This window comes from Butyrivibrio sp. (assembly GCF_017940685.1).
GTDB lineage: Bacteria > Bacillota > Clostridia > Lachnospirales > Lachnospiraceae > Butyrivibrio.
Window position 1 is genome coordinate 1 of record NZ_JAGAYD010000213.1, and the last position, 23430, is coordinate 23430.

General features: G+C 40.9%; 24 protein-coding genes. All 24 read right to left on the reverse strand.

Going from position 1 to position 23430, the window contains the following annotated elements:
- Positions 1-66: 66 nt before the first annotated feature.
- A complete protein-coding gene (locus tag J6I68_RS12920) occupies positions 67-1884 on the reverse strand; it encodes an NADH-quinone oxidoreductase subunit 5 family protein (protein ID WP_292220921.1) in 1818 nt (605 codons plus the stop codon).
- Positions 1885-2032: 148 nt separating this feature from the next.
- Complete coding sequence (locus J6I68_RS12925; protein ID WP_330622513.1) at positions 2033-2353, reverse strand: metal-sensing transcriptional repressor; 321 nt, start codon at positions 2351-2353, stop codon at positions 2033-2035.
- Between the two features lie 133 nt (positions 2354-2486).
- A complete protein-coding gene (locus J6I68_RS12930; RefSeq protein WP_292220922.1) occupies positions 2487-2927 on the reverse strand; it encodes a MarR family winged helix-turn-helix transcriptional regulator in 441 nt (146 codons plus the stop codon).
- Between the two features lie 60 nt (positions 2928-2987).
- Positions 2988-5405 carry an HAD-IC family P-type ATPase gene (locus J6I68_RS12935; RefSeq protein WP_292220924.1) on the reverse strand — a complete coding sequence of 806 codons (2418 nt, stop codon included), beginning with the start codon at positions 5403-5405 and terminating at the stop codon, positions 2988-2990.
- A 1-nt stretch (position 5406) separates the two neighbouring features.
- Positions 5407-5685 (reverse strand): cell division topological specificity factor MinE, encoded by a 279-nt coding sequence (gene minE, locus J6I68_RS12940; RefSeq protein WP_292220926.1) that lies wholly within the window; start codon positions 5683-5685, stop codon positions 5407-5409.
- A gap of 15 nt (positions 5686-5700) precedes the next feature.
- The gene (gene minD, locus J6I68_RS12945) at positions 5701-6480 is read right to left on the reverse strand and encodes a septum site-determining protein MinD (RefSeq protein ID WP_292220927.1); all 780 of its coding nucleotides are present in this window, start codon (positions 6478-6480) and stop codon (positions 5701-5703) included.
- 16 nt (positions 6481-6496) lie between these two features.
- Positions 6497-7240: a septum site-determining protein MinC gene (locus J6I68_RS12950; RefSeq protein WP_292220929.1), complete on the reverse strand. Its 744-nt coding sequence runs from the start codon at positions 7238-7240 to the stop codon at positions 6497-6499.
- 143 nt (positions 7241-7383) lie between these two features.
- On the reverse strand, positions 7384-8337 hold the full coding sequence (tsf, locus tag J6I68_RS12955; RefSeq protein WP_292204412.1) for a translation elongation factor Ts: 954 nt from the start codon (positions 8335-8337) through the stop codon (positions 7384-7386).
- Between the two features lie 54 nt (positions 8338-8391).
- Positions 8392-9156, reverse strand: a complete 765-nt coding sequence (rpsB, locus tag J6I68_RS12960; protein WP_292204413.1) for a 30S ribosomal protein S2 — start codon at positions 9154-9156, stop codon at positions 8392-8394.
- 272 nt (positions 9157-9428) lie between these two features.
- On the reverse strand, positions 9429-10247 hold the full coding sequence (locus J6I68_RS12965) for a hypothetical protein (protein WP_292220930.1): 819 nt from the start codon (positions 10245-10247) through the stop codon (positions 9429-9431).
- A gap of 13 nt (positions 10248-10260) precedes the next feature.
- Positions 10261-11277 carry a DUF6115 domain-containing protein gene (locus tag J6I68_RS12970; protein WP_292220931.1) on the reverse strand — a complete coding sequence of 339 codons (1017 nt, stop codon included), beginning with the start codon at positions 11275-11277 and terminating at the stop codon, positions 10261-10263.
- A 74-nt stretch (positions 11278-11351) separates the two neighbouring features.
- Complete coding sequence (locus tag J6I68_RS12975) at positions 11352-11735, reverse strand: hypothetical protein (RefSeq protein WP_292220933.1); 384 nt, start codon at positions 11733-11735, stop codon at positions 11352-11354.
- Between the two features lie 29 nt (positions 11736-11764).
- A complete protein-coding gene (locus tag J6I68_RS12980) occupies positions 11765-13345 on the reverse strand; it encodes a DUF342 domain-containing protein (protein ID WP_292220935.1) in 1581 nt (526 codons plus the stop codon).
- Positions 13346-13372: 27 nt separating this feature from the next.
- Positions 13373-14146, reverse strand: coding sequence for a FliA/WhiG family RNA polymerase sigma factor (locus tag J6I68_RS12985; RefSeq protein WP_292220937.1), 774 nt, complete (start codon positions 14144-14146; stop codon positions 13373-13375).
- 23 nt (positions 14147-14169) lie between these two features.
- The gene (locus J6I68_RS12990) at positions 14170-14508 is read right to left on the reverse strand and encodes a hypothetical protein (RefSeq protein WP_292204419.1); all 339 of its coding nucleotides are present in this window, start codon (positions 14506-14508) and stop codon (positions 14170-14172) included.
- Positions 14505-14990: a chemotaxis protein CheD gene (locus tag J6I68_RS12995; protein WP_292220939.1), complete on the reverse strand. Its 486-nt coding sequence runs from the start codon at positions 14988-14990 to the stop codon at positions 14505-14507. The genes J6I68_RS12990 and J6I68_RS12995 overlap by 4 nt, the downstream gene beginning before the upstream one ends.
- A 14-nt stretch (positions 14991-15004) precedes the next feature.
- Complete coding sequence (locus J6I68_RS13000; RefSeq protein WP_292220941.1) at positions 15005-15637, reverse strand: chemotaxis protein CheC; 633 nt, start codon at positions 15635-15637, stop codon at positions 15005-15007.
- Between the two features lie 14 nt (positions 15638-15651).
- Positions 15652-16146, reverse strand: a complete 495-nt coding sequence (locus J6I68_RS13005) for a chemotaxis protein CheW (RefSeq protein ID WP_292204422.1) — start codon at positions 16144-16146, stop codon at positions 15652-15654.
- A 29-nt stretch (positions 16147-16175) separates the two neighbouring features.
- The gene (locus J6I68_RS13010) at positions 16176-18293 is read right to left on the reverse strand and encodes a chemotaxis protein CheA (RefSeq protein WP_292220942.1); all 2118 of its coding nucleotides are present in this window, start codon (positions 18291-18293) and stop codon (positions 16176-16178) included.
- Between the two features lie 136 nt (positions 18294-18429).
- The gene (locus tag J6I68_RS13015) at positions 18430-19500 is read right to left on the reverse strand and encodes a protein-glutamate methylesterase/protein-glutamine glutaminase (RefSeq protein ID WP_292220944.1); all 1071 of its coding nucleotides are present in this window, start codon (positions 19498-19500) and stop codon (positions 18430-18432) included.
- A 2-nt stretch (positions 19501-19502) separates the two neighbouring features.
- Positions 19503-20225, reverse strand: coding sequence for a flagellar brake protein (locus J6I68_RS13020; protein WP_292220945.1), 723 nt, complete (start codon positions 20223-20225; stop codon positions 19503-19505).
- 42 nt (positions 20226-20267) lie between these two features.
- A complete protein-coding gene (locus tag J6I68_RS13025) occupies positions 20268-21182 on the reverse strand; it encodes a MinD/ParA family protein (RefSeq protein ID WP_292220946.1) in 915 nt (304 codons plus the stop codon).
- 15 nt (positions 21183-21197) lie between these two features.
- Positions 21198-22472: a flagellar biosynthesis protein FlhF gene (gene flhF, locus J6I68_RS13030; RefSeq protein WP_292220948.1), complete on the reverse strand. Its 1275-nt coding sequence runs from the start codon at positions 22470-22472 to the stop codon at positions 21198-21200.
- A 1-nt stretch (position 22473) separates the two neighbouring features.
- The coding region (locus J6I68_RS13035) for a flagellar biosynthesis protein FlhA (RefSeq protein WP_292220950.1) at positions 22474-23430 on the reverse strand (957 nt) is incomplete at its 5' end.

Sequence of the window (23430 nt, forward strand, 5' to 3'; positions counted from 1 at the left end):
ATAATCCGCCAAGAAGCGGTGCTAATATCAAATAAAGTAAAGCTTTAATAATAAATCCGTATTCCATCAGATAGCACCTCCTACTACTACGATAAGCATTACTGCCACAAGTACAGCTGCTACCCAAATGCAAGGGTTCAAAAGTTTATTTTCTCCGAAGTAGTCTCTCATGTACCAGTTGGACATGTAAAGAGCTCTCTCTTTTCCAAAAGAATCGATATAGTGTCTGTCGTCACCAGCGTTTACACCGGCAACATAAGACATTGTCATCTTGGAATTCTTACCAATTGAGAGGAATCTTGATCCAATTGGGATCATGAATACCATGGCAACCATGATCATCATGATGATTACATCTGATCCTCCAATAACATCAGGAATATTGGTGTTAAATGCCTCATCAAGAATTGGCTGAATCATGTTACCTGACATCCAAGGGAATGCAAAGCACATGATGATAATAAGTGAAGTAAGAGGGAAAATTGAAACCATTTCACTTCTTGGAGTGATATCCTCAAGCTCGAATGACTGATGGATTACTGTACAGATCTTGCCAAGCCACTTAGCCCAGTAGAAAAGTGTGCTTCCTGAACCAAATACAAGGAAAAGTACAAGCCATACAGAACCTGAATCTACGAAAGACTTAAGAGCTGCCCACTTGGAAACAAGCATACCAAATGGAGCAAGGAACATTCCGCAAATACCAATGATCATGATAAATGCAAGTCTTGGAAGTTTGATGATAAGACCGTGCATGTCCTCAATGTCACGGCTATGCATGCAGTTTTCAATATCACCAACTGTCTGGAACAGAAGTGACTTGGATACAGCATGGAAAAGAACCAGCATTACAGCAGCCCATACACCCTCAGGTGTACCAGTTCCTGCGCAGGCTGTGATAAGTCCAAGGTTTGAAATTGTTGAATAAGCAAGTACCTTTTTGCCATCGCTTACTGTGATAGCAAGAAGTGAAGCTGCAAAGAATGTAAATCCACCAATGACTGTGATCATAACACCTGTAAGTGTTCCGTACATTACTGGTGAAAGTCTGATCAGCATATATACACCGATCTTAACCATTGTAGCTGAGTGAAGAAGTGCACTTGATGGTGTAGGTGCAACCATGGCGCCAAGAAGCCATCTTGAGAATGGGAACTGTGCACTCTTTGTAAGAGCAGCAAATGCAAACAAAGTAACAGGAACGATAATAAGCTCAATACCGCCCTCTGTAACCTGGCTGAGATTGGAAATACCAAGTCCCAAGTTGCAGATCATAAGACCAGCTGCAAAGCCGCATCCTCCAAGAAGGTTCATCCACAGAGCTCTGAAGGAGTTGTCTACTGCTTCCTGAGTTCTTGTATAACCGATCATTAGGAATGAACATACCGATGTAATCTCCCAGAAGAAATAGATCCAGGAAAGTGAATCAGATGAAATAAGTCCAAACATTGCTCCAAGGAATACAAACATAAGAGCAAGGAAATAATTGGATCTGTCCTGAACATCAGTGTGATGATGATGATAATCCTTCATATAACCTGATGCATAGATGCAGATAAGAATACCAACAACTCCAACTATCAGATACATAACAGCTGCGAAGGTATCGATCCTGACATGAGGATTGCCCTCTACTGCTCTACCAGTAAGATCCATCCACAGTACAGGTATTGTTCCTGCAAGTGAAAAGATGATTGCATAGTATTTCTTGTACTTGATTGATAAAAAGCATACCAAAAGCATAAGGAATACTTCGCCGCATACAGCAAGCATATCTGGTATATGTGTGTGCTCAAGATATACAAACTGTGATGCATCCCCTGAAATAAGTACATTCACTGCAACATAAATAGCGCCGGCCATAATTGTAAAGCCGCCGAGCATTATGATCGCACTCCTAAGCGGACTTGCCTCCCTTAAGAGGAAAATAAGTACTGCCATGATGAAGGGAAATAAGATTAGAAAGTTAACTACACTTAAAATTGGAATAGACAAGGTGTTTCGCCCCTTTCACATAAAATCTCATAATTACTTATGAGTTTTTCATAAATTTATCAACAGCTTCATTGAGATCGGAAATTGCCTTCTCATCGCCGTCTTGAACAGCATGAACAATACAATGGCTCATGTGTTCCTTAAGTATTTCTTTTCCGCAGTTATTGATAGCGGAGCGAACAGCCGCAAGCTGAACAAGGACTTCTGTACAATCCCTGTCATCTTCGACCATCTTCTTGACAGACTCAAGATGACCTATAGCCTTAGAAAGCCTGTTAACAATGGCCTTCATATGCTCAGGGTCATGATGGTGATGATGCTCGTGGCTCATGCTCTCATTAGATGCATGAGAACTCATAAAAAACCTCCAAAAATAATGTGCGTTTTTGTTAATTTTTTGACTTTGCAGCGCAAAGAAAAGAAAAAGTCACAGAAAACGCACAACTGACCGAATATCATTATATATCATGGGGACAAAAAATCAATAAAGATTATCTAACATTTCCAATAATCTTGTATAAAAGCTTATAGAGGACCTGATACTCCTCTGCAGTAAGCTTTACACATGATCCCATTGAAGGTGGAATAGACAAAGCTTTATCCTTAAGTTTTTCTCCTTCTGGAGTTATTGATACCACAAGATTTCTCTCATCTTCACTGGATCTTTCTCTTGTGATATAACCCTTGGATTCAAGCTTCTTAAGTACAGGAGTAAGTGTACCGGAATCAAGATATAAGCATTCGCCAAGCATTTTTACATTGACAGTCTTTTTCTCCCAGAGAACCATCATGGCAATATACTGAGTGTAAGTAAGATCAATATCATCCAAATAAGGCTTGTACTTCCTGATGATCTCCTTTGAACATGCATAGAGTGGGAAGCAAAGCTGATTGCTAAGCTTTAATGATTCATATTTATCCTGATTTTCCATTACTACATACTCCTAAATTGGATTTTATGCTATTTATTATAACACAAAATAATAATATGGTTAATTCTTTGCTATATTTTGACTAAAAAATTTCTGCATTCTGTGCTCAACCGCCGTAAATATCATAGTCAGATACCTCATGAACGGCTCAGTTGCAATTGCAAAAAGTACGAAAAGCATTACACATTCTACAGACACATAACTGATAGAGAACAGATCATGGAAGAAAATGGCACCCAAGATCATTACTACAATAGAGCCGCCTATAACCTTAATACTGTATCCGTTAAGAGGTGCACATACATTGGCAAGAATGATAAATCCCACAATTGCCAAAAGGAATGTCGCAGCAACAGATACATCATCAGGCGAAACTCCAAATGTGTTACCAAAAACCACAAGTGCAGCTATTGCAAAAAAGTCAGTAAGAGCTGCAGGCATAGCCTTTAAAAGCACTTTAATAAGAAAGTGTCCTTCTACTCTCCTGTTATTAGGCTCCATTGCTAAAAAGAATCCAGGAATTCCAATATTTACAAGGCTTACCATGGTGATCTGTGATGGCTGTAAAGGATAAGTCCAGACATTTATGATGGAGAAAACTGCAAGGAGTAAAGAAAAAATATTCTTTACAAGAAACAGCGTGGCTGTTCTTTCAATGTTGTTGATATTTCTTCGTCCTTCGCCTACAATCTTTGGCATTTTAGCAAAGTCAGAGTCCATCAAAACAACCTGGGCTGCCTGTACTGCAGCTTCTGAGCCTGCAGCCATTGCAATTGAACAGTCAGCATCCTTCATGGCAAGAATGTCATTAACTCCATCACCAGTCATAGCAACTGTATGCCCATCCTTTTTTAAGGCCTTTATTATCTTTTGCTTCTGCTCAGGAGAAACTCGTCCAAAAACGTTGTATTTTCGAACAGCATCTCTTATATCTTCATCCTCCAAAGTGCTTACATCAACATATCTCTCTGCTTTATCAATTCCCGCATTCTTGGCAACTTCAGATACAGTCAGCGGATTATCTCCTGAAATAACTTTTACTTCAACGCCCTGTTTTTTAAAGTATTTAAAGGTGGACCTTGCGGCTTCTCTTATAGGATTCTGAAGAAGGATAAATACAAGTGGCACAGTCTTGGCGCCTTCTAATGAACTATTTGGTACATCCAAAGAAATATCATCAGAATTCTCATCTACTATGGCGCTGCCATCAGCTCCGCCATAATAAGCTGCAAAGCAAAGCACTCTTAATCCTTTTGAAGCATAGCCCTGAATTATATCTTTATACTCTTCAAAGTTTCCTCTAAGCACAAACTCTGGTGCTCCCAACACATAAGTTCCATCTTTAAACTGAACTGCACTGTATTTGTGCTTTGAAGAAAATGGGTGAAAAGAAATGCAGGTCCGGCTATTTCTTATGGGGAAATAGTCCTCAAGTGCATGCATTGTTATGTTGTCATCAGGAACACATCCAATATAATCAGCAATCAGGTTATCATAATAGTCAATAGATTCCGGATCCGTGTTTCCGTCAGCCAATACAGTTTCTGCTACCAGCATGCTGTTGTCAGTAATAGTACCTGTTTTATCAACGCAAATAGTATCTACACGAGCAAGAGACTCAATACTTCTCATGTCATGCAGCATTACCTTTTGTTTAGCAAGTCTTATTGTGCTAAGACCTAAAGTTATACTAAGAAGAAGGTAAAGTCCCTCCGGGATCATTCCAATAAGGGCTGCAACCATGGAAGGAATGCTTTCAGCAAAGGAATTGCCCTGAATGTAAAAGCTTTGTATGAAAAGAGAAATTCCTATTGGAATAATGATGATTCCTGCAAATGCTACAATCTTGTTAATGGATTTGACCATTTCAGATTGCTCAGAGGAAGGCATCTTCTTTGCCTTTAACATAAGCCTTGAAATGTAGGAATCCATTCCAACCTTCGTAAGCTTTGCAAGGCACTTTCCAGAAACAACAAAGCTTCCCGACATGAGCTTGCTTCCACTTTTTTTAGTGATTTCGTCTGCTTCTCCAGTAAGAAGTGCTTCATTGACAGTAATCTCGCCTTCTAAAACCTCAGCATCAGCGCAGATCTGACTTCCGGCTGAAAGAACTATCACATCTCCAAGTACAAGCTTATCAATAGGAACCGTTCTTTCAGATCCATCCCTTATAGCCACCTGAGATGACTGATTTAAAACCTTTAGCTTGTCCAGCACGTTCTTGGCTTTTATTCCCTGAAATATTCCGATCAGGGCATTACAAATAATTACCGGAAGAAAGGTAAGTGAATTGAAAGCTCCCGATATTATAAGAAGCAAAGCCATGATAAAAAAGATCAAGTTAAAGTAAGTAAATACATTTTCCTTGATGATATCAAGGTTGGTCTTTCCTATATTATCAATTTGTACATTGCCCTTACCCTTTTCATATAAGCTTATTGCTTCATCCTGGGTAAGCCCTACATTCATATAGTCCATTTTACTTAACGTTGTGGTTCATATTCTTAATAGGAATGTTAGCGTAAAGAGCCGGAACAGTACCAGTTGCGTTGTCCTCTGTGTCCATCTGAGTGAAATTGATATCAATACCATCCATATCAATCTCAGCATACTTGGATAAAACCTCAATGATATCGCTTCTGATCCTCTGCATAAGCTCTGGAGAGCAGCTGGCTCTGTCAGAAACAAGAACGAGCTTAAGGCGATCTTTGGCCACATCACTAGATGACTTTTTCTTGAAAATATCAGTAATTTTCACCTGTTTGCCCTCCGATTATTTCTTTTTGAACCATGAGAAAATACCTTTTTTAGCATCAAGATCCAAAAATGGTACATTTTCTCCAGTTACTCTTCTGCAAATGTTCATATAAGCCTGTCCAGCCAGGGAATTATCACCAACTAAGGGCTCACCATTGTTTGTTGCAACAACAATGTTCTCATCATCTGGAACCTGGCCAATAAGCTCAACAGCAAGAATATCTACAACATCTTCTGCAGACATCATATCGCCTCTTTTGATCATATCAGGACGAAGCCTGTTAACGATAAGCTGAGGCTTTTTGATCTCATTGGCTTCAAGAAGTCCAATGATCCTGTCAGCATCTCTTACAGCTGAAACCTCAGGTGTTGTTACAACCAAAGCCCTGTCTGCGCCTGCAATTGCGTTTTTAAATCCCTGTTCAATACCTGCAGGGCAATCAAGGATTATGTAATCAAACTCCTCTTTTAACTCATCTGTGAGCTTTTTCATCTGCTCAGGTGTTACGCTGGTCTTGTCCTTGGTCTGAGCAGCTGGCAGAAGGAAAAGAGTCTCATACTTTTTATCTTTTATAAGTGCCTGATTTCTCTTGCAGTTTCCCTCTATTACGTCAACAAGATTATAGACGATCCTATTCTCAAGTCCCATTACCACGTCAAGGTTTCTAAGTCCTATATCTGTATCAATAAGAACTACTTTCTTGCCAAGCTTAGCAAGTCCTGTTCCAAGGTTGGCAGTTGTGGTTGTCTTACCAACGCCTCCCTTTCCTGATGTTATTACTATTACTTCTCCCATGCTTTCCTCCTAATATTTAAATTTTGTAGAATTGTCTTAAAAATGTTGAACCATAACTTGTTTTAACAATATGGCCGTTTTCGATATATGCTACTTCCGGACCATTTTCTGTGTCCTTTAATAGCTTCTTTCTTTTGATCTTTATCTTAGTGCCCTTTTCAGCATCTGGCGAAATCGCAATAGTCTCTGCAATCCTTATCTGTATTGGATCAAGTTCAAGAGCCATTATGACGCTTCTTTTATCACCCATTGCTCCAGCAAATGCATTTCCTCTCAGTTCTCCAAGAATAAAAATGCTTCCATAAGATGTCACATTTGCTCCTGGCTTAACGTCTCCAAGAATGATAATGCTCTTATCACTTGAAATATCCTGACCAGAACGAAGGTTGCCCTTGTAAACAATAGCATTATCCTGAATGTCTGATAACGAAATATCTCCTGCATCAGTAACAGGAGTCTCCAAAGGCTCATCACCAGGCAGCTTATCAGAAAATACTCTTTCATAGTCAGATTCTTCATCAATGATACAGGTAATTGTAAGATCCGTTGTTTTTTCAATTACCTTTAAAACTTCCTGCATCTCACTATCAGAGAGCTTTCTTCCTCTGATAAGAAGCCCCATATTGTTTTTACCAAGGAATGTAGCTGCTTCCCCAAATTTTTCAGCGATAGACTTTAAGATACAATCAAAAGATGGACCAGGATCCAAAACCAAAATGATTCCAGACTTGGTGCCTTTAATAGTAACAGTTTGCTCCAACTTAAGATCACCCAACCTTTTTTCACACGTTTGCATTTTAGAAATCCCAAAATGCACTACACTAGTATAAGACAAATAGCCTTAAATTTCCATAAAAAAATAGGGCTCTGGCAAAAGCCAGAGCCCTAAAAATTACAAGATTATCAGCCAAGCTGACCTGCCTGCTTAGCAACTTCCTCAGCGAAGTTCTCGTTCTTTTTCTCGATACCTTCACCTGTCTCAAAACGAACAAATCTGGCAATCTTGATGTTTGCATTGTTAGCCTTGCCAACCTGTGCAATGTACTGACCAACAGACTGCTTTCCGTCCTCAGCCTTAACATAAACCTGCTCATTAAGGCAGATCTCCTTGAACTCTTTTACAAGACGTCCATTGAGCATCTTCTCGATGATCTCCTGAGGCTTTCTCTTTCCTTCAGGAAGCTCCTCATTCTCTTTCATAGCCTGAGCAAGAAGGATCTCCTTCTCGTGGTTTCTGTATTCCTCTGAAATATCTTCAGAAGAAACGAACTTAGGATTAAGAGCTGCAACCTGCATAGCGATATTCTTGATAGCATCCTTGATGTCATCGTTAACAACATCTGTAGTAGCTTCAACAAGAACTGAAATTCTTCCGCCGCCATGTACGTAAGGAACAACGATACCGTTCTGAGCTGTAACCTTCTCAAAACGTCTGATTGAAAGCTTCTCAGAGATAACTGCTGTGATCTCTACAAGAGCATCGTTAACAGTCTTAGACTGATCAAGGTTCCACTTCTCAGCCATGAATGACTCAAGATCCTGTGAGTTTGACTCAACAGCCTGCTTAGCAACTGCCTCAACAAATGCCTGGAACTTCTCATTCTGTGCAACGAAGTCTGTCTCTGAGTTAACCTCAACAACAGCTGCTGTCTGATCATCCTTAACAGCGATTCTTGTAAGACCTTCAGCCGCAATTCTGCTAGCCTTCTTCTCAGACTTCATGATACCCATTTTTCTAAGGTACTCTACAGCCTGATCCATATCTCCATTAGTCTCTGTAAGAGCCTTTTTGCACTCCATCATTCCAGCGCCTGTAGACTCACGTAACTCTTTAACCATTGCTGCTGTAATAGCCATCTATTTATCCTCCGTTATATGCAGAAAATCTGCTTAATATTGTATTTATAGGAATTACTCTGCTGCTACTTCCTCGATGTCTGTAGCCTCAGCCTCAGCACCCTCAGCAACATAATCTGCAGCTGAATCAGCCTCAGCACCCTGGTTAGCCTCGATAACAGCATCAGCCATCTTGCCAACGATAAGCTTTACAGCTCTGATAGCATCATCGTTACCAGGAATGATGAAGTCAAGCTCCTCAGGATCGCAGTTTGTATCACCAATACCGATAAGTGTGATTCCAAGTGCCTCTGCCTCCTGGATGCAGATTCTCTCCTTCTTAGGATCTACTACGAAGATAGCGTCAGGGATTCTCTTCATATCTCTGATTCCGCCAAGGTTAGCCTGAAGCTTAGTAAGCTCTTTCTTAAGCTGAGCTACTTCCTTCTTAGGAAGAACATCAAATGTTCCATCTTCCTGCATCTTCTCGATAGCCTTCATTCTTGCGATTCTGCTCTGGATTGTCTTGAAGTTAGTGAGCATACCACCAAGCCATCTCTCGTTTACGTAGTACATTCCGCAGCGCTCTGCCTCAGTCTTAACTGCATCCTGAGCCTGCTTCTTAGTACCTACGAAAAGAATTGTTCCACCCTGCTGTGCAATCTCGAATACTGCCTTGTAAGCCTCGTCAACCTTAACAACTGACTTCTGAAGGTCGATGATGTGGATTCCGTTTCTCTCTGTGAAGATGTAAGGAGCCATTTTAGGGTTCCATCTTCTGGTCTGGTGTCCAAAATGTACACCTGCTTCAAGTAACTGTTTCATTGATACAACGCTCATTTTAATACCTCCGTTTGGTTAATCTTCCGTATATCCTTAACCTGTAATTCCGCAAAAAGCGTCATTTTGCGGCAGGCCCGGGTTTCGATCAGAAAATCTGACACCAAAACCAGGATCAGATACACGTGTTTATTTGTTACTGCCGTGCAAATGGGCATAAACATCCTATTTAGACACAGCTTAGTTATAATAACATAGCAATATCAAGAATTCAATATATTTTTATATATTAAAATTCAAAAAAGAGCAGTTTTCTGCTCTTTTTTGAAAAATTACTTTGTAATAATAGAAGCTATCTGTTCGTATGTAGCACCTGCAGGAATAGTTTTAACACCAGATCTTATTATTCTGTCCTTTCTGCTATCTACAAGGTATTTGTTAAAAGAAACTGCATTGTCAATAACGCCTTCTCTAACAAGGATCTGCGCCACCTGGTCTGATCCAAGTCCGCCAGGGATAGTAACTGTCTTAGAAGAAGTGTTTATGCCTGTCTGTGATGTAGAATTTGATGTAGAATTTGATGTTGATGCTTCTGATGAAGCGTTGGTCTGATCAACTGTTGAAGCCTCACTAGCTGAAGCTGATGAAGTTGATGACTCTGTAGTTGCTGCAGCCACCTTTCCTGTTTCAGAAGCTGATGATGTTGATGATGATGCAGAGGATTCTGTCACACTTGTTTTTCCTGACTGGGAAGTTGTGCTGGCTTCTTTTGCAGATGATGCAATATCGCTGCTTTTATCTTTTGAAGCTTCTGAAGTCGCATCTTTTCCTTCTTCCTCTTCTTCAGCCACTTCTGCAACTGATGAACCTGTGACAGCGACTTCCTGTTGTTCTTTTTCAGGTATTTTAGCTCCTTCTTCAAATAACGGCGTACTGGATGCAGATGTATCATCTGTTGTTTCCTCACCTTCCTGATCCTGTGAATCTAATAAGACTCCGCTGTCGCCATCAACCATTCCAAGAGACTTAGCTCTTTGTATTATTTCAGCGTCGCTCAGTGTAGCCTTTCTGCCTCCCAAAGCAAAGCCCATAACTATCGCAGTAAGGATTATTCCAATTCCCATACCGCGAAGATAATACTTCAGTTTCATTTACATACTTTCCTTATCTTACTTTTCTATGCTTGTTAGAAAGATCTATAACAAGCTTAACTTCTCCGATTCCAAGTCCCAGTTCTCTGGCAATCACCATATTTGACTTGCCAGCCTTGTGCATTTCTATGATCTGCTTGTTCTGCGAAACAGGATCATTTGCTGTAAGCTCCTGCATTGATCTGTCAGGATTTTTAGATTTTCCTTCTACCCTTACAGCCTCTGTTATGGGAACGACTTTATTATTTGCCTGTTCTGAAGATGTACTGCCAATGACATGGGCTGCGGATATTTCATCTTTATCAAGAACTTTGGCACCTATCTTATCAAGGCCCTCAAGTTCCTTGATATTTCTTTGATCAACATACCCGCTTTCAACATTTCCAGTTGGAACATCCTGTTCATCTATAAGAGCATCTTCTCGAAGTTCCTGTCCAAAATCCTTCTCTCTAAATTCAGCCGAAGGCTCTTTTGCTTTCTCCTTATATGGAATTCTGATGCCGCTTAGCTTGTCATCGGTTTCATCAAGAAGAATGGCCCTTACATTGCTCTTTTCTTCCGTTGCTGCAAGCATGCTGTTAGAAGCCTCCTGAGCTTCCTTGGCAGTTGCCTCAGCATCCCGAACAACCTGCTTGGCTTCGTCGGCCTTTTTCGTGACCTCACTGACAACATTTGTAAGATTCTTATGTTTGTCATTGAGCATGTCATACATGAACATTACTTCATCGTGATTTTTGTGGATATCATTGATAACAGTATCAGAGTATTCGCCAATAGCTGACATTTTCTCATTAGAAATGCGCTCCATTGCACGCTCTGTCCTGTCTAAAGAATTTTCGACACTGTCCCCGACCATGTCTTCGATGGTTTCCTTCTGATCCTCGACCTCACGCCTAACAAGCTCACGGATCTCCCTCTCCATGAGCATCTTGTCTTCTTCATCCATGTCCTTGCCGGCAGGAAGAAGGTAACCTAATATTATTGCCGCAAAGCCGGCAACAATAAGAACAATCTCTGTAATACTTATCATTTCTCCGCCCAAATACCCCACAAAAAACTAAACGCGGTTATGCACACACGTCAATACATTATAATATAGATAGCTCAAATCTTCAAATCAAAGCCGGAAGAAATACGAAAATCAATGGGTTTGCCATTTCTGTCGTGCATACTCTCAGCCATTTTTTCCATTTGCTCTTTTGTGAGTGTTCTTTCTTCTGGAGAATTTTTCTTTTCACCCTGTCTTCTGTTTCTTCCGCCATCCCCCATGTATTCATTTGAGCCTTTATCTTGTGCATTGGAGTTAAGCTGACCCTGGTCTATATCGTTTTTTGCATTAACTGAATGCTGGTTGTTCTGAACCTCTTCGTTGAACTGGGTCTGGAAGTTATGCTGATCAGCCAGTGGTCTTGCTTCTTCTGAAGCCTTTATAGTGGTCACATCTGTTGAAGTGGCCATTACCCCAAAATCAATATGGTTAATTGACATAGCTCCTCCTTCCTTAGCCACATACTATATCATATGGGCGCTAAACGAACATCTCCCTCCTTGACTACAAACCTGCTATATTGGACAGGTTTTTTAACTATCATTGATAATTCCCCGATATTAACTGTTGTTCCAGGATATGCTGTCCCCTCAACTATTACATCAGCCTCCTTGGACTCAGCCAGTTTCTCCATAAGCTCTGAATATTCTTCCTGATCTTTTTCAATCTGAGCTGTAAGGATCTTATTGGCTTCCATCAGCTTTTTTACATTGGCTATCTGCTCAGGTGTAAACTTAGCGCCAGCCTTAAGCATCTTACTAAAGCCTTCAAGTGTAGGCTTCATGCTTTCAATATTTTTATTGGCAGTGGTTATGCTCTTTTGCAGGTCCTTAAGCCTTATCTTAAGCTGAGGATCAGCGCCAACTTCAATTATGGTATTGGCTCCCATTTCAGATCCAAGGACTTTTGCAGTGATCCTGTCAGCTGCAGTAACCTTTCCACCTGCAATAAAGCCTCTTTTACCTGTTACATTTATTTCAGTACCCGATGATACGTTTGAGTGAAGGATGCACTCGCTTGAAATACTTCCGCGTGAAGAAACAGTAGCATTTTCTATAAACTTTGTCACTATATTGCCACCAGCCTTGATATTTCCACCAGCCTTAGCACCACATTCCAAAATGATGTCTGCTCCGGCATCCAGCGTAGCTCCTTCAACAATGCCCTTAACAATAATATTTCCGCCGGCCCTTATCGAGAAATTGCTGGCGACAACCCCTTTTACCTCAACACTTCCTTCATACTCAATGTTTCCAGTTGATACATCAACATTTTCAACAGTAAGTACATCTGAGACAGTTATCTTTCCTTCTTTTACAGTAACATGCCCTGCTTTTTCAGCAAACAGCTGTAGTTTATCTTCAGATAAAACAGTGTTTTTTCCGGCCTTGATATAAGTCGTCTTTACTGCGTGGGGCTTTATTGTTTCACCATAAACATTAATTCCAGCTTCACCGGGTTCTTCTTTTACCAATGTAGCAAGAAGCTGCTTTTCCTGTACATTGTTAATAAGATTAAGGTGGAAGTAATCGACACTACCATCCTCACGCAGAGTTGGCTTAGCCCTTAGGTTAGCATTAAAATGAAGCTCAATTCTGGCGTCGTGGCCTTCTTTGACTTCTTTGCCCTGAGCAACAACGATTTCCTTACAATATTCTCTATGTTCGAAGAAGTTCTTGATAGTATCATTCTGGATCCCATAGGTTATCTTTCTATAGGCAAGAGAATCAAGTACCTCTTTTTCAGTCATGAGTTCCGCACCCTCGCTTGGAGGATAAAAAAAAGCCGTGACAGTCATACGATCCTTGGAAACAGTATATTTGCAGCCTTCACGCTCAGGAAGAATCTGAGCATCGGTGAAAATAGTAACGCTTCCTTCTTCAGCCTTTGTCACAGCATCGTTAATAATTACAACATCATATTGAATTTTTCTATCTTCAAGATAGTCTCTGACGTCATTGACATTCAGAGCATCTCCGCCATCAGTTGGCGGAAAAACTCTAATTCCAGTGCCCTTTGGAGTAATAACCAGTTGAAAATATCCGTTCATAATAGACCTCAGCAAGTTAGTATTTTGTTATCTTGAGTTAGTAAGAATTCCGAGGTAGTTACCAAGTTTTTCCCTCATTTTTTGAAGAGCTCTTGTGTGCAGCTGGGATACCCTTGATTCCGACACTTCAAGAACCTCACTTATTTCCTTTAATGTCAGTTCTTCATAATAGTAAAGAAGAATAACTTTCTTTTCTTTATCAGTTAAAAGCTCCAGAGACTCTGCAAGCATTTTCTTTAATTCTTCTTTTTCAACAGCCTCTTCAGGCTTTACAAAGGAAGAACTTCTGTTATTGGAATCCTCTGGAATGTCAGCGCCCTGATCCATAAATTCATTTAAGGATACAACGCCGGTAACCTTCATCTGGTTTTGCCAGTTCTGGTACTCATCCTCACTGATCTCCATTTTTGCAGCAATCTCTGCATCTGTGGCTACATGTCCACCATCTTTCTCAATTTCCCTTATGGCGGCTTCAATCTTCTTCTGTCTCTGTCTTATGGTCCTTGGAATCCAGTCCATTTTTCTGATCTGGTCAAGAATTGCACCTCTTATACGAAGGCTTGCATATGTTTCGAACTTTACATCCTTCATAAGGTCAAACTTATCAATTGCATCAATAAGTCCAAATATGCCATAACCAACAAGGTCGTCATATTCAACATTAAAGCCCAGATACATGGAAAGTCGTCCCGCTACCAGCTTAACTAAAGGTGCGTATTCTAAAATCAGCTGCTCACGGATATCAGCTGATTTACTCTTATTATAATCGGTCCATAATTTATTACGTCCTGCTTCGTCCATTTATTATCTTCCCCAGATAATATTTAGAATTCAGGTGGAAGCTCCTGATCAACATTTTCCACTTCCTCTCCACCTTCCGCTTCCATTGCGGCTCTTGCCTCTTCCTCAAGGCGTTCTGCTTCTTCTCTTTCTGCTACAGCCTTTTCATAGTTGATCTCCATAAATCTTGTGATCATCTTCTCTATTATAAGCCCAATTACGAGAAAAATAACTACAGAAGCAAAAACAATAATAAACCAATCACCAGCTGGATAGTGCTTAAAGTAAGTAAATATCGCAATAATAGCGGTACAACTAAGCACTATCAGCGGAGTGATCAGCTTCGTATTGATTTTTTTAAGTTCATCAATATCGGTATTCATATTACTTTCTCAGGCTTTCCTACTGCCCTAATTACAAAATTTCCATTCTCTGGATAAAATATGACCGTTCTTCCATATGAGTCACCGGTGTCCTGAGCAAGAACCGGAATGTTCATCTCTTTAAGCTTTTTCAAAGTCGCCTGAACATTTCTATCTCCGACTCTCATGGTCTGGTTATTAGACTGAAATGCAAACATTTGCGCGCCGCCTGCAATCTTTGCTACAAGTCTTTGCCTGCTGGCCCCTTTAGCAACAATCTGTTTGATCAGTTCTTCTATACCAGTATCTGCAAACTTAGGAATATTAGAATTATTCTTAATCTCAGTTGAGTCCGGCAACATTATATGTGCCAAGCCCCCTATTTTGGTAACTGGATCTCTTACTGCTATTCCAACGCAGGATCCAAGTCCCAAAGTAGTAATTCCGTCAGGGCTCACACAAATATTGAGATCGGCCATACCAACCTTAATAATTTGACTCATATTAGCCCTTTCGTTTATACCTGGATATCACCCATACCAAGTGAAGAAAGGATCTTGGCGTATCCATCCACATCAGGTAGCAAAATAAAATATCCACTGAGCCTTAGCTCATCAAAGAACTGTGTCTCAATAAGAAGTATCTTATCTCCCATCATTCCAAACTGAATAGCTGGAACGCTAAGGATTGCAGCCGCCATGTCTATGGCAACATAAGGAATTGAAGGGACAAGTTTTAGGTTTGTCATCATTGACAAGGAATTAAGGTATGAACCTGTAATGATATTACCCACTTCCTTAAGTGCTGACATCTCAACCTCGTCAAATTCCTCATCTTCAGGCTTTGCCCCGGTTCCCATAAGTTTATCAACAAGATGTCTTGCAGCTACCTTGTTAAGAAGGAACATGATACTTCCATCAATATCACCTTCAACTGCAAGATAAATACCAGCCATGATCTGCTCAGCGCCGCCCATCAGGTCGCCAACATCCTTAAAATCAAGAAGTTTAACCTGTGGAACCGCCATATCTACCTTAGTTCCGATCATCTGTGCCAGAGCTGTTGTAGCATTACCTGCGCCGATGTTACCTAGCTCTTTTAGTACATCAAAGTACTGGTTGGACATATTGTCCAAACTCATCTCACCCATAGTTAATCCTCCAATCAGCTGGCATTAGAAGTCTTTTCTTTTACTTCCTTTTCGGAAACGACTGCGTCAAGATCAAGAATTGAAACAAGTCCGCCGTCATAATGTCCTACGCCGCCAACAAATTTTGCCTGACCACTTCCCTTTTTATCATCATATCTGACTTTCTCTATATTATTTGTATCAAGTGTCAGTACCTGATTAACCTGGTCAACAATGATTCCAACAAGATCGCCTTCTCCTGTCTTTAAGATGATAATTCTTGATTTGCCTGTAATCTCATCTTCAGCAAGACCCATTTTCATTCTTACACTCATAACTGGAACGATCTCACCACGGATGTTGATAACACCCTTAAGATAATCATCAACCTTGGGAACTCTGGTTATCTGCTGCATTCTAACGATATTATCAATGTATTTGATATTAATGCCATACTGCTCATCATCTATCTTGATAACGATAAACTGGATAAGCTCTCCTACATCACTATTATCTCTAAGTTCGTTCATAACATTCTTCCTTTCTTTTTAAATACTCATCAGAAAATTGAATTGGTATCAAGGATAAGAGCAATCTCACCATCACCAAGAATGGTTGCACCGCTTATGAGCTTGCACTTATTGGTGTACTTGCCAAGTGGCTTAATAACAATTTCCTGCTGGCCCATGAGTTCGTCAATTACAAGTCCTACCTGCTGATCGCCTTTTCTTGCGATTACAACAACCATATCCTCATCAGGATTTCTCTTGGACTCTGTATCAAGAACTTCATTGAGTCTTATAAGAGGAAGTACGCTTCCGCGCAAATTGATAACTTCTTTATTTTCAACAAACTTAATATCTGCAGGAGAAACATCCTCAATACTCTGGATAGAATCAAGAGGAATAGCATATTTCTCTTCGCCAATTATTACCATCAGAGCCTGAATGATAGCAAGTGTAAGAGGAAGTCTGATGACCCATGTGGACCCTTCTCCAAGCTTGGTGCGAACTGTAACTTCACCAGAAAGTGATTCAACCTTAGACTTAACAACATCAAGTCCTACACCTCTACCTGAAATTTCAGATACCTGTTTGGCAGTAGAGAAACCTGGATGGAACAAAAGCTCTACACACTGCTTCTCTGTAAGAAGAGCAGCCTGATCTGGTGTGACTACGCCCTTTTCAATGGCCTTATTCTTAACAGCCTCTGCATCTATACCATTACCATCATCGCCTACCTCGATAACAACACTGTTACCATCCTGGAAAGCATGAAGGAAAATCTGTCCAACTTCTGGCTTACCACGCTGAGCTCGAATTTCTGCTGACTCAATACCGTGATCTGCACTGTTTCTGATAAGGTGCATCAGAGGATCGCCGATCTCATCAACAACGGTACGGTCCATTTCTGTCTCTTCACCAGTCATTGTAAGTTCCATCTTCTTGCCAAGGGTCTTATTAAGATCTCTGATCATACGAGGGAACTTCTGAAGTACACTCTCAATAGGAACCATTCGAACCTTCATAACTGATTCATGGAGGTTTGTTGTTACGCTCTCAAGGTACTCAATCTGCTCATTTACATTTCCGTTACTTACACCTGAGGTGTTAGCTGCTGAAATAAGAGAGTTCTTGGCAATGATAAGCTCACTTACCAGATTCATAAGAACATCCAACTTCTCAATATCAACACGGACTGTTCTATTAACAACAGGCTTTCCAACAGGTTTCTTTCCGCCTGCTGCTCCTGCTGCAGGTGCCGGTGCCTGCTTTGATGCTGCTGCAGGTGCCGGTGCTTGTGTTGCTGGTGCAGGTGCAGCCTCTGCTGCAGGTGCTGCTGGAGCCTCTTCTTTATCTTCTGTTGTCTTGGCACTTCCAAGATCAAATTCGCCGCATTCACAGCCTTCAACCTCAGATACTGCCTTTACAATTTCTTCAACCTTTTCTTTTGACTCATCAGTAATAAGAATAAGACTGAATGAATAATCAAATTTCTCATCCTCAATGTCCTGAGTTGAAGGATCAGAAACTGCTATCTCACCTATTTCTTCAAGGCCCTTAAATACTAAAAAGCCTCTTGCAGCCTTAAGGATACAGGACTCTTGAATATGTACTGTGACGCCATAAAGCTTTTTGCCCTGTGAAACTGCTTCTTCCAATGTTGATTTAACGGAAGGATCGAGTTTTATTGCCTTATAATCAGATGCGCCATCTGCTGATGATGCGCCGCCAGCTGCAGGTGCCTCAGCTGCTGGAGCTGCCTCTGCTGCGTCACCACCGTCACCGCCTGTAACACCATTTCTGATGTCTGCTAAAGCCTTGATAATGTTCTGGTGTTCATCAGTACCTTCGTCCTGATTCTCAGTGATATTGTCAACATATCCCTGAATAGCATCAAGGCACTGCAATAAAACATCAATATCTGCAGATTTGATCTTGATCTTACCGCCACGAACGTCTGAGAAAACATCCTCCATGTCGTGAGTAAGATTCTGCATTCTGGTATAGCCCATTGTTCCAGCCATACCCTTCATAGAATGTGCTGATCTGAAGATCTCATTGATACAATCTTCATTTTCAGGATCCTGCTCGAGAGTCATGATGTTGTCGTTGAGCGACTGAAGGTGCTCTTTTGCTTCATCGAGAAAGACACTTAGATACTGGGAAACATCCATAACCTATATACCTCCATTTAGAAATGATTGGTTGTCAAAAGTAAACGCTTATGCGCATACTCTTGTACAAGATATCGGTTTCTTGAATGGAGGAATTTAGAAGCTAAAGATTAAAAAAGAATAAACAATTAAACCCTCAATTCACACCGACACTCATTATTATTTCCTGGGCCACGTTATCAAGTTTTACGACCTGATCAACAAGTCCAGCGGTTGCTACTGCTTTGGGCATTCCGTAAACGGTACAGGTGCTTTCTTCCTGACCAATTACGTGAACTTTCTTTTTAGACTTTAGATTCTTGATTCCCTCTGTTCCATCTGCTCCCATACCTGTAAGTACTACGCAGCAGACTTCATCATAGTCCGAATCCATCAGTGACTCATACATAAAGTTGGCGCAAGGTCTTACGCCTTCTCTTGTTGGACCATCCACATAATGGATCGTGGGTTTTCCAGCAGTCTTTACTATGTGCATATGCTTGCCGCCTTTTGAGATGTAGACTGTACCAGCCTGTAAAACATCTCCTTCAGCAGCCTCCTTGACTTTGACTTCCGAGAGAGAATCAAGTCTCTCAGCAAGAGAAGCTGTAAAGCCTTCAGGCATATGCTGTACAAGAACAACTGGGGTTTTAAGGTTTTTGGGAAGCTTAGGGATTACTGCCTGCAGCGCCCTTGGGCCTCCTGTCGAACTGGCGATTGCAACGATCTTGTTGCCTGTGATCTTACTTGCAGATTTGGTTACCAGTTCAATAACCTTACGGGATTCCTTTGCTTCTTCAAAAGAGAAAGATTTTGCTGGTGCAGGAGCTTTTGACTCTGCGACAGCTGCAAGAGTGTTAATGAAATGTCTTGTAAAATCTTCTCCTCTACACTCAGAAGCTCTGTCCGGTTTATGGATAAAATCGAGAGCACCAAGATCAAGTGCATCAAGTGTTACCTTTGCACCTTCTTTTGTGTCGGTGCTGGCCATCATGATCTTTTGCTTAATTCCTGCTTTCTGAAGTTCTTTTAATAACGTTATGCCATCCATGCGTGGCATGTTGATATCAAGAACTACAGCATCATAGGTTCTCTTTTTGAGAAGCTCAAGTCCCTCGACTCCATCTTTAGCCTTGTCAACCACCTGGAATCTTGAATCTGAATTAATAATATCACTCAGTACAGTTCTCATGAGTGCAGAGTCATCAATAATTATAATTTTTTTCATAATTAAGTCTGCTTCTTTCTGATTTTTCGTTCTTCCTCGAAGATGAAATGAATGATATCTTCTCTGGAATTCTCATCAATATACACGTACTGGATCCTATGTTCAAATAATCCGGGTCTGCTTTCCAGTTCCTGTACCTTCAACACGTTACAGATCATTTCATACTCTTTATCGTTTAAACTGCCAGGCAAACGATAAGCACAATAAATGGTACTGCCCTCTTCATACTGGAAGTTTGCTACAAACCTAAGTCCTCCTCCGCTTATGTCGACCACGACACTTCTTTGAAGGTTGTCTCCCGGGTCAACCAGGTACTTTCGGTTTTTTTCGAAAGCTTCCAGCTCCTCTTTTGAACAGAGCCTTGATTTAAGTTCAAGAGCACAGCTGAATCTGTAGTATTCTCTTCGCTGAAGCTTACTAAGTTCACTAGTAAGGTCCATAACAAGAATATACATATTGTCAGATCTGTATCTGTCCACAATTTTTGCAAAACACTGAAACAGGCCCTTGGTTGAGTAAAAGCACATGCTGTACTCACCATCAACAGGTAAAAGAACTATCTTGCCTCTTTCAAAAGGCATCAGTATCTCAACCCTGTCATCGCTTGTTACATCCATTATTTTGCTCATATATATGTGCTTGGTACGGACGTCTTCGTCCATCCACACCTTACCTGTGGCTTTAAGCTCCACCCTGTTTCCGGGCGAAATGTAGTCAGTGAGCATACTTTTAAGATTCTCCATCCAGATTAATATATTATCAGTATATCATACTTGAGTACCATTTGTTACTTGTGTACTAGACAGTTTTCTGCCTGTGATGATATGCGAAAAGAAAGCTGCCATGCCCCTTTGCTTAACCTCCATTGTTTCACCTGGATTCATTAGGTGTCCAGCGATAGCCTCGAATGCCTTTACAGACTTGGCATTCGGATACTGGATTGAAACCGGAGACTGCTGCATAACGCTTCTTGCAAGCATCTGATCCTGAGGGATTGCTCCCATATATGTAAGTGGAAGCTTAAGATACCTTGCCACAACAGCATTAAGCTTATTAAATAGCTGTTGCCCTTCCTCATCCGATGAAACCCTGTTTGAAACTACTTTTACTTTTGTATTTTCTCTTGAAAACCTCGGTGACTGATTCAGCGCTTTTAAAAGAGAATACGAGTCAGTTATTGATGTTGGCTCCGGAGTTGTTACCAGAATTATCTCACCACTTGCCACAAGGAATTCCATAACTGCATTTGAAATTCCAGCACCAGTATCAATTATTATGATATCTGCAATGGCATCCAGCTGGGCAAGATTCACAATAATATACACAAGGTAGTCCCTGCTAAGGTTATACATTCCAGAAATACCAGAGCCACCTGAAATAAAGCCAACACCTTCAGGTCCCCAGGTTATGATGTCCTTAATGTTCTTTCCCTGATATATAAGATCGCTTAAGTTATGCTTTGGAATAGTTCCAAACATTATTTCAATATTGGCAAGACCAAAGTCTGCATCCAGGATGATGACTCTTTTTCCCATCTTGCGAAACTGCACGGCAAGGTTTATTGCCACATTGCTCTTACCTACTCCACCTTTTCCACTTGTAACAGTAATTATCCTTGCAAGCGGCCTTTGGGGCGTATTAGTGTTTTTGATTATATTTCTAAGCTGCGTTGCCTGATCCATTGATTCCCCCAGGGCTTAACTCTTTCCACCCAACAAATTCTTGACGATCCTCTGAGCATCAAATACCGCAATATCATCAGGTACATTCTGTCCATTGGTGATATAGGCAATAGGTGATCCTGTGTGGATCCTGATATTATAAAGATTACCTTTGGCTCCAGTCTCATCCATCTTGGTAAAGATGAGCTTATAAGCCACCATTTCGGAATATGCATCTGCTATCTCAATAAGGTCGCGATACTTGGTAGTTGCTGATAAAACAAGGAAGTTCTCGCAGTCCATGATATCTTCAAGGACTCTTATAAAGCTCTCAACTCCCTGTTTAAGCTCTTCGTTGTGAAGAGAATGCCCAGCAGTATCCACCATGATATAGTCGTAGTCCTTAAAATCCTCGGCTGCCTGCTTCATCTCTTCAACAGTGTATATTACCCTAAATGGAATCTCAAGAATTGAAGCGTAGGTACGAAGCTGCTCAGCTGCCGCAATCCTGTAGGTATCAACAGTTAAAAGAGCTACTTTCTTTTTCTGAGTTACTGAAAGCTCTGAAGCAAGCTTGGCTATAGTTGTAGTCTTTCCAACTCCTGTTGGTCCAATGAAGATCTCTGCCCTGGGCCCATCTGTAACTGGTTCTATTGGCTCAGACTTACCGAATTTAAGCACCATTTTCTGATAAACATTCGCAAGTGCATAATCGAAAGGAAGTCCCGGCTTTGAAATCTTTTCAACTTCATCTGTAAGCTGATTTACATAGATCTCATCGACCTCATTCTCAATAAGAGTGTTATAGAGAAGTTTTATAAAAGACATTGTCTCTTCAGAGACTTCACTATTCTTAGAAGGCCTGTTTGCAGGTGCCACAGGTTCATCAAAGTCCTTTTTATCATCCAAAGAGCTCTTCTCAGGCTTAAGGAAATTCTTTTCAAGAAGATTACTTAAGTTATCAAGCTTCTCCTCAATTGCACTGTTATCATCCTTTACTTCTGAAACCATAGAGGGTTTTGGGGTAACTCTTCCCCCTGATGCGATGATGGTATCCTTTTGAGAATAATCATCTGCAGAAACCTTAGGAGTTACAGTCCTTTCTTTTTCAGGAGAAAAAGATCTTGGCGCTCTCTCAGTTTCCTCTTCAAGGCCAACTGTGACCTCAATCTTCTGAGGTTGAAAAATAGAAAAAAAGCCTGTTTTCTTGGCCGGTCTTACTGTCATGACCACAATATTGGGCCCAAGCTCTTTTCTTGCCTCTTCAGTTGCCTCGCTTTCAGTTTTTCCAACATACTTTTTGATAATCATACTATGCCGTTACCATCCCCACTGATTGTAATTCGATAGTTGGTTCTACTTCATTATAGGAAATGACGATAAGATCTTTGTAGTAATCCTGTGTCATTTTCTTAAAGTACATTCTGACAATTGGTGATGCCATAATAATGGCCATTTTTCCAGCATCCTCAAGGCGCCTGATATTTTCTCCAACCGCCGTGAGTATAGACTTGGTCCTTGCAGGATCAAGGGTGAGATATGCGCCTGTCTCAGTCTGCTTGACACTGCTCATGATCTCCTGCTCAATCTTTGGATCCAAAGTAAGCACGCTTGTGGTCTCACCCGGAACAAAGTACTTGCTTGATATAGCCCTCTTGAGGCTCTGTCTTACATATTCTGTAAGAATATCCGGATCATGAGTTGAAGGGGCAAAGTCTGCAAGAGTCTCAAATATAGTGACAAGGTCTCTTATAGAAATACCTTCACTAAGCAGATTCTGCAGAACCTTTTCAATCTCGCCAAGGCTCATGAGCTTAGGAACAAGCTCATCTACAAGTGCAGGATTGTTCTCGCGAAGATTGTCTACAAGGTTCTGTACATCCTGCCTTGTCATAAGTTCAGCAATATGCTCTCTTATGATCTCTGTAAGGTGCGTAGCTATGATAGAAGGTGGATCTACTACAGTATAACCAAGACTCTCGGCTCTCTCCCTCTGGCCCTCTGTGATCCAGGTAGCAGGCAGGTGGAATGATGGTTCGGTAGTAGGAATACCGGTAATTTCATCCTCTACATGACCTGGATTCATGGCCATGTAGTGGTCAAAGAGGATCTCACCATCAGAAACCTGTATACCTTTAATTTTAATTATGTACTGATTGGGATTCAACTGAATGTTATCACGCAGTCTGATAATAGGCACAACAGTACCAAGCTCAAGGGCAACCTGTCTTCGTATCATTACGACACGGTCAAGAAGGTCACCACCCTG

Coding starts and splice junctions, on each gene's coding strand:
- flhF (WP_292220948.1), bottom strand. CDS start 22,472: ATGATTATCAAAAAGTATGTTGGAAAAACTGAAAGCGAGGCAACTGAA.
- minD (WP_292220927.1), bottom strand. CDS start 6,480: ATGGGAGAAGTAATAGTAATAACATCAGGAAAGGGAGGCGTTGGTAAG.
- rpsB (WP_292204413.1), bottom strand. CDS start 9,156: ATGAGCGTTGTATCAATGAAACAGTTACTTGAAGCAGGTGTACATTTT.
- J6I68_RS12925 (WP_330622513.1), bottom strand. CDS start 2,353: ATGAGTTCTCATGCATCTAATGAGAGCATGAGCCACGAGCATCATCAC.
- J6I68_RS12975 (WP_292220933.1), bottom strand. CDS start 11,735: ATGTCAATTAACCATATTGATTTTGGGGTAATGGCCACTTCAACAGAT.
- J6I68_RS13000 (WP_292220941.1), bottom strand. CDS start 15,637: ATGGGTGAGATGAGTTTGGACAATATGTCCAACCAGTACTTTGATGTA.
- J6I68_RS12980 (WP_292220935.1), bottom strand. CDS start 13,345: ATGAACGGATATTTTCAACTGGTTATTACTCCAAAGGGCACTGGAATT.
- J6I68_RS12970 (WP_292220931.1), bottom strand. CDS start 11,277: ATGATAAGTATTACAGAGATTGTTCTTATTGTTGCCGGCTTTGCGGCA.
- J6I68_RS12985 (WP_292220937.1), bottom strand. CDS start 14,146: ATGGACGAAGCAGGACGTAATAAATTATGGACCGATTATAATAAGAGT.
- J6I68_RS12990 (WP_292204419.1), bottom strand. CDS start 14,508: ATGAATACCGATATTGATGAACTTAAAAAAATCAATACGAAGCTGATC.
- J6I68_RS12995 (WP_292220939.1), bottom strand. CDS start 14,990: ATGAGTCAAATTATTAAGGTTGGTATGGCCGATCTCAATATTTGTGTG.
- J6I68_RS13015 (WP_292220944.1), bottom strand. CDS start 19,500: ATGAAAAAAATTATAATTATTGATGACTCTGCACTCATGAGAACTGTA.
- J6I68_RS13010 (WP_292220942.1), bottom strand. CDS start 18,293: ATGGATGTTTCCCAGTATCTAAGTGTCTTTCTCGATGAAGCAAAAGAG.
- J6I68_RS13025 (WP_292220946.1), bottom strand. CDS start 21,182: ATGGATCAGGCAACGCAGCTTAGAAATATAATCAAAAACACTAATACG.
- tsf (WP_292204412.1), bottom strand. CDS start 8,337: ATGGCTATTACAGCAGCAATGGTTAAAGAGTTACGTGAGTCTACAGGC.
- J6I68_RS12920 (WP_292220921.1), bottom strand. CDS start 1,884: ATGCTCGGCGGCTTTACAATTATGGCCGGCGCTATTTATGTTGCAGTG.
- J6I68_RS12965 (WP_292220930.1), bottom strand. CDS start 10,247: ATGAAACTGAAGTATTATCTTCGCGGTATGGGAATTGGAATAATCCTT.
- J6I68_RS13020 (WP_292220945.1), bottom strand. CDS start 20,225: ATGCTCACTGACTACATTTCGCCCGGAAACAGGGTGGAGCTTAAAGCC.
- J6I68_RS13005 (WP_292204422.1), bottom strand. CDS start 16,146: ATGAACGAACTTAGAGATAATAGTGATGTAGGAGAGCTTATCCAGTTT.
- J6I68_RS12935 (WP_292220924.1), bottom strand. CDS start 5,405: ATGGACTATATGAATGTAGGGCTTACCCAGGATGAAGCAATAAGCTTA.
- J6I68_RS12930 (WP_292220922.1), bottom strand. CDS start 2,927: ATGGAAAATCAGGATAAATATGAATCATTAAAGCTTAGCAATCAGCTT.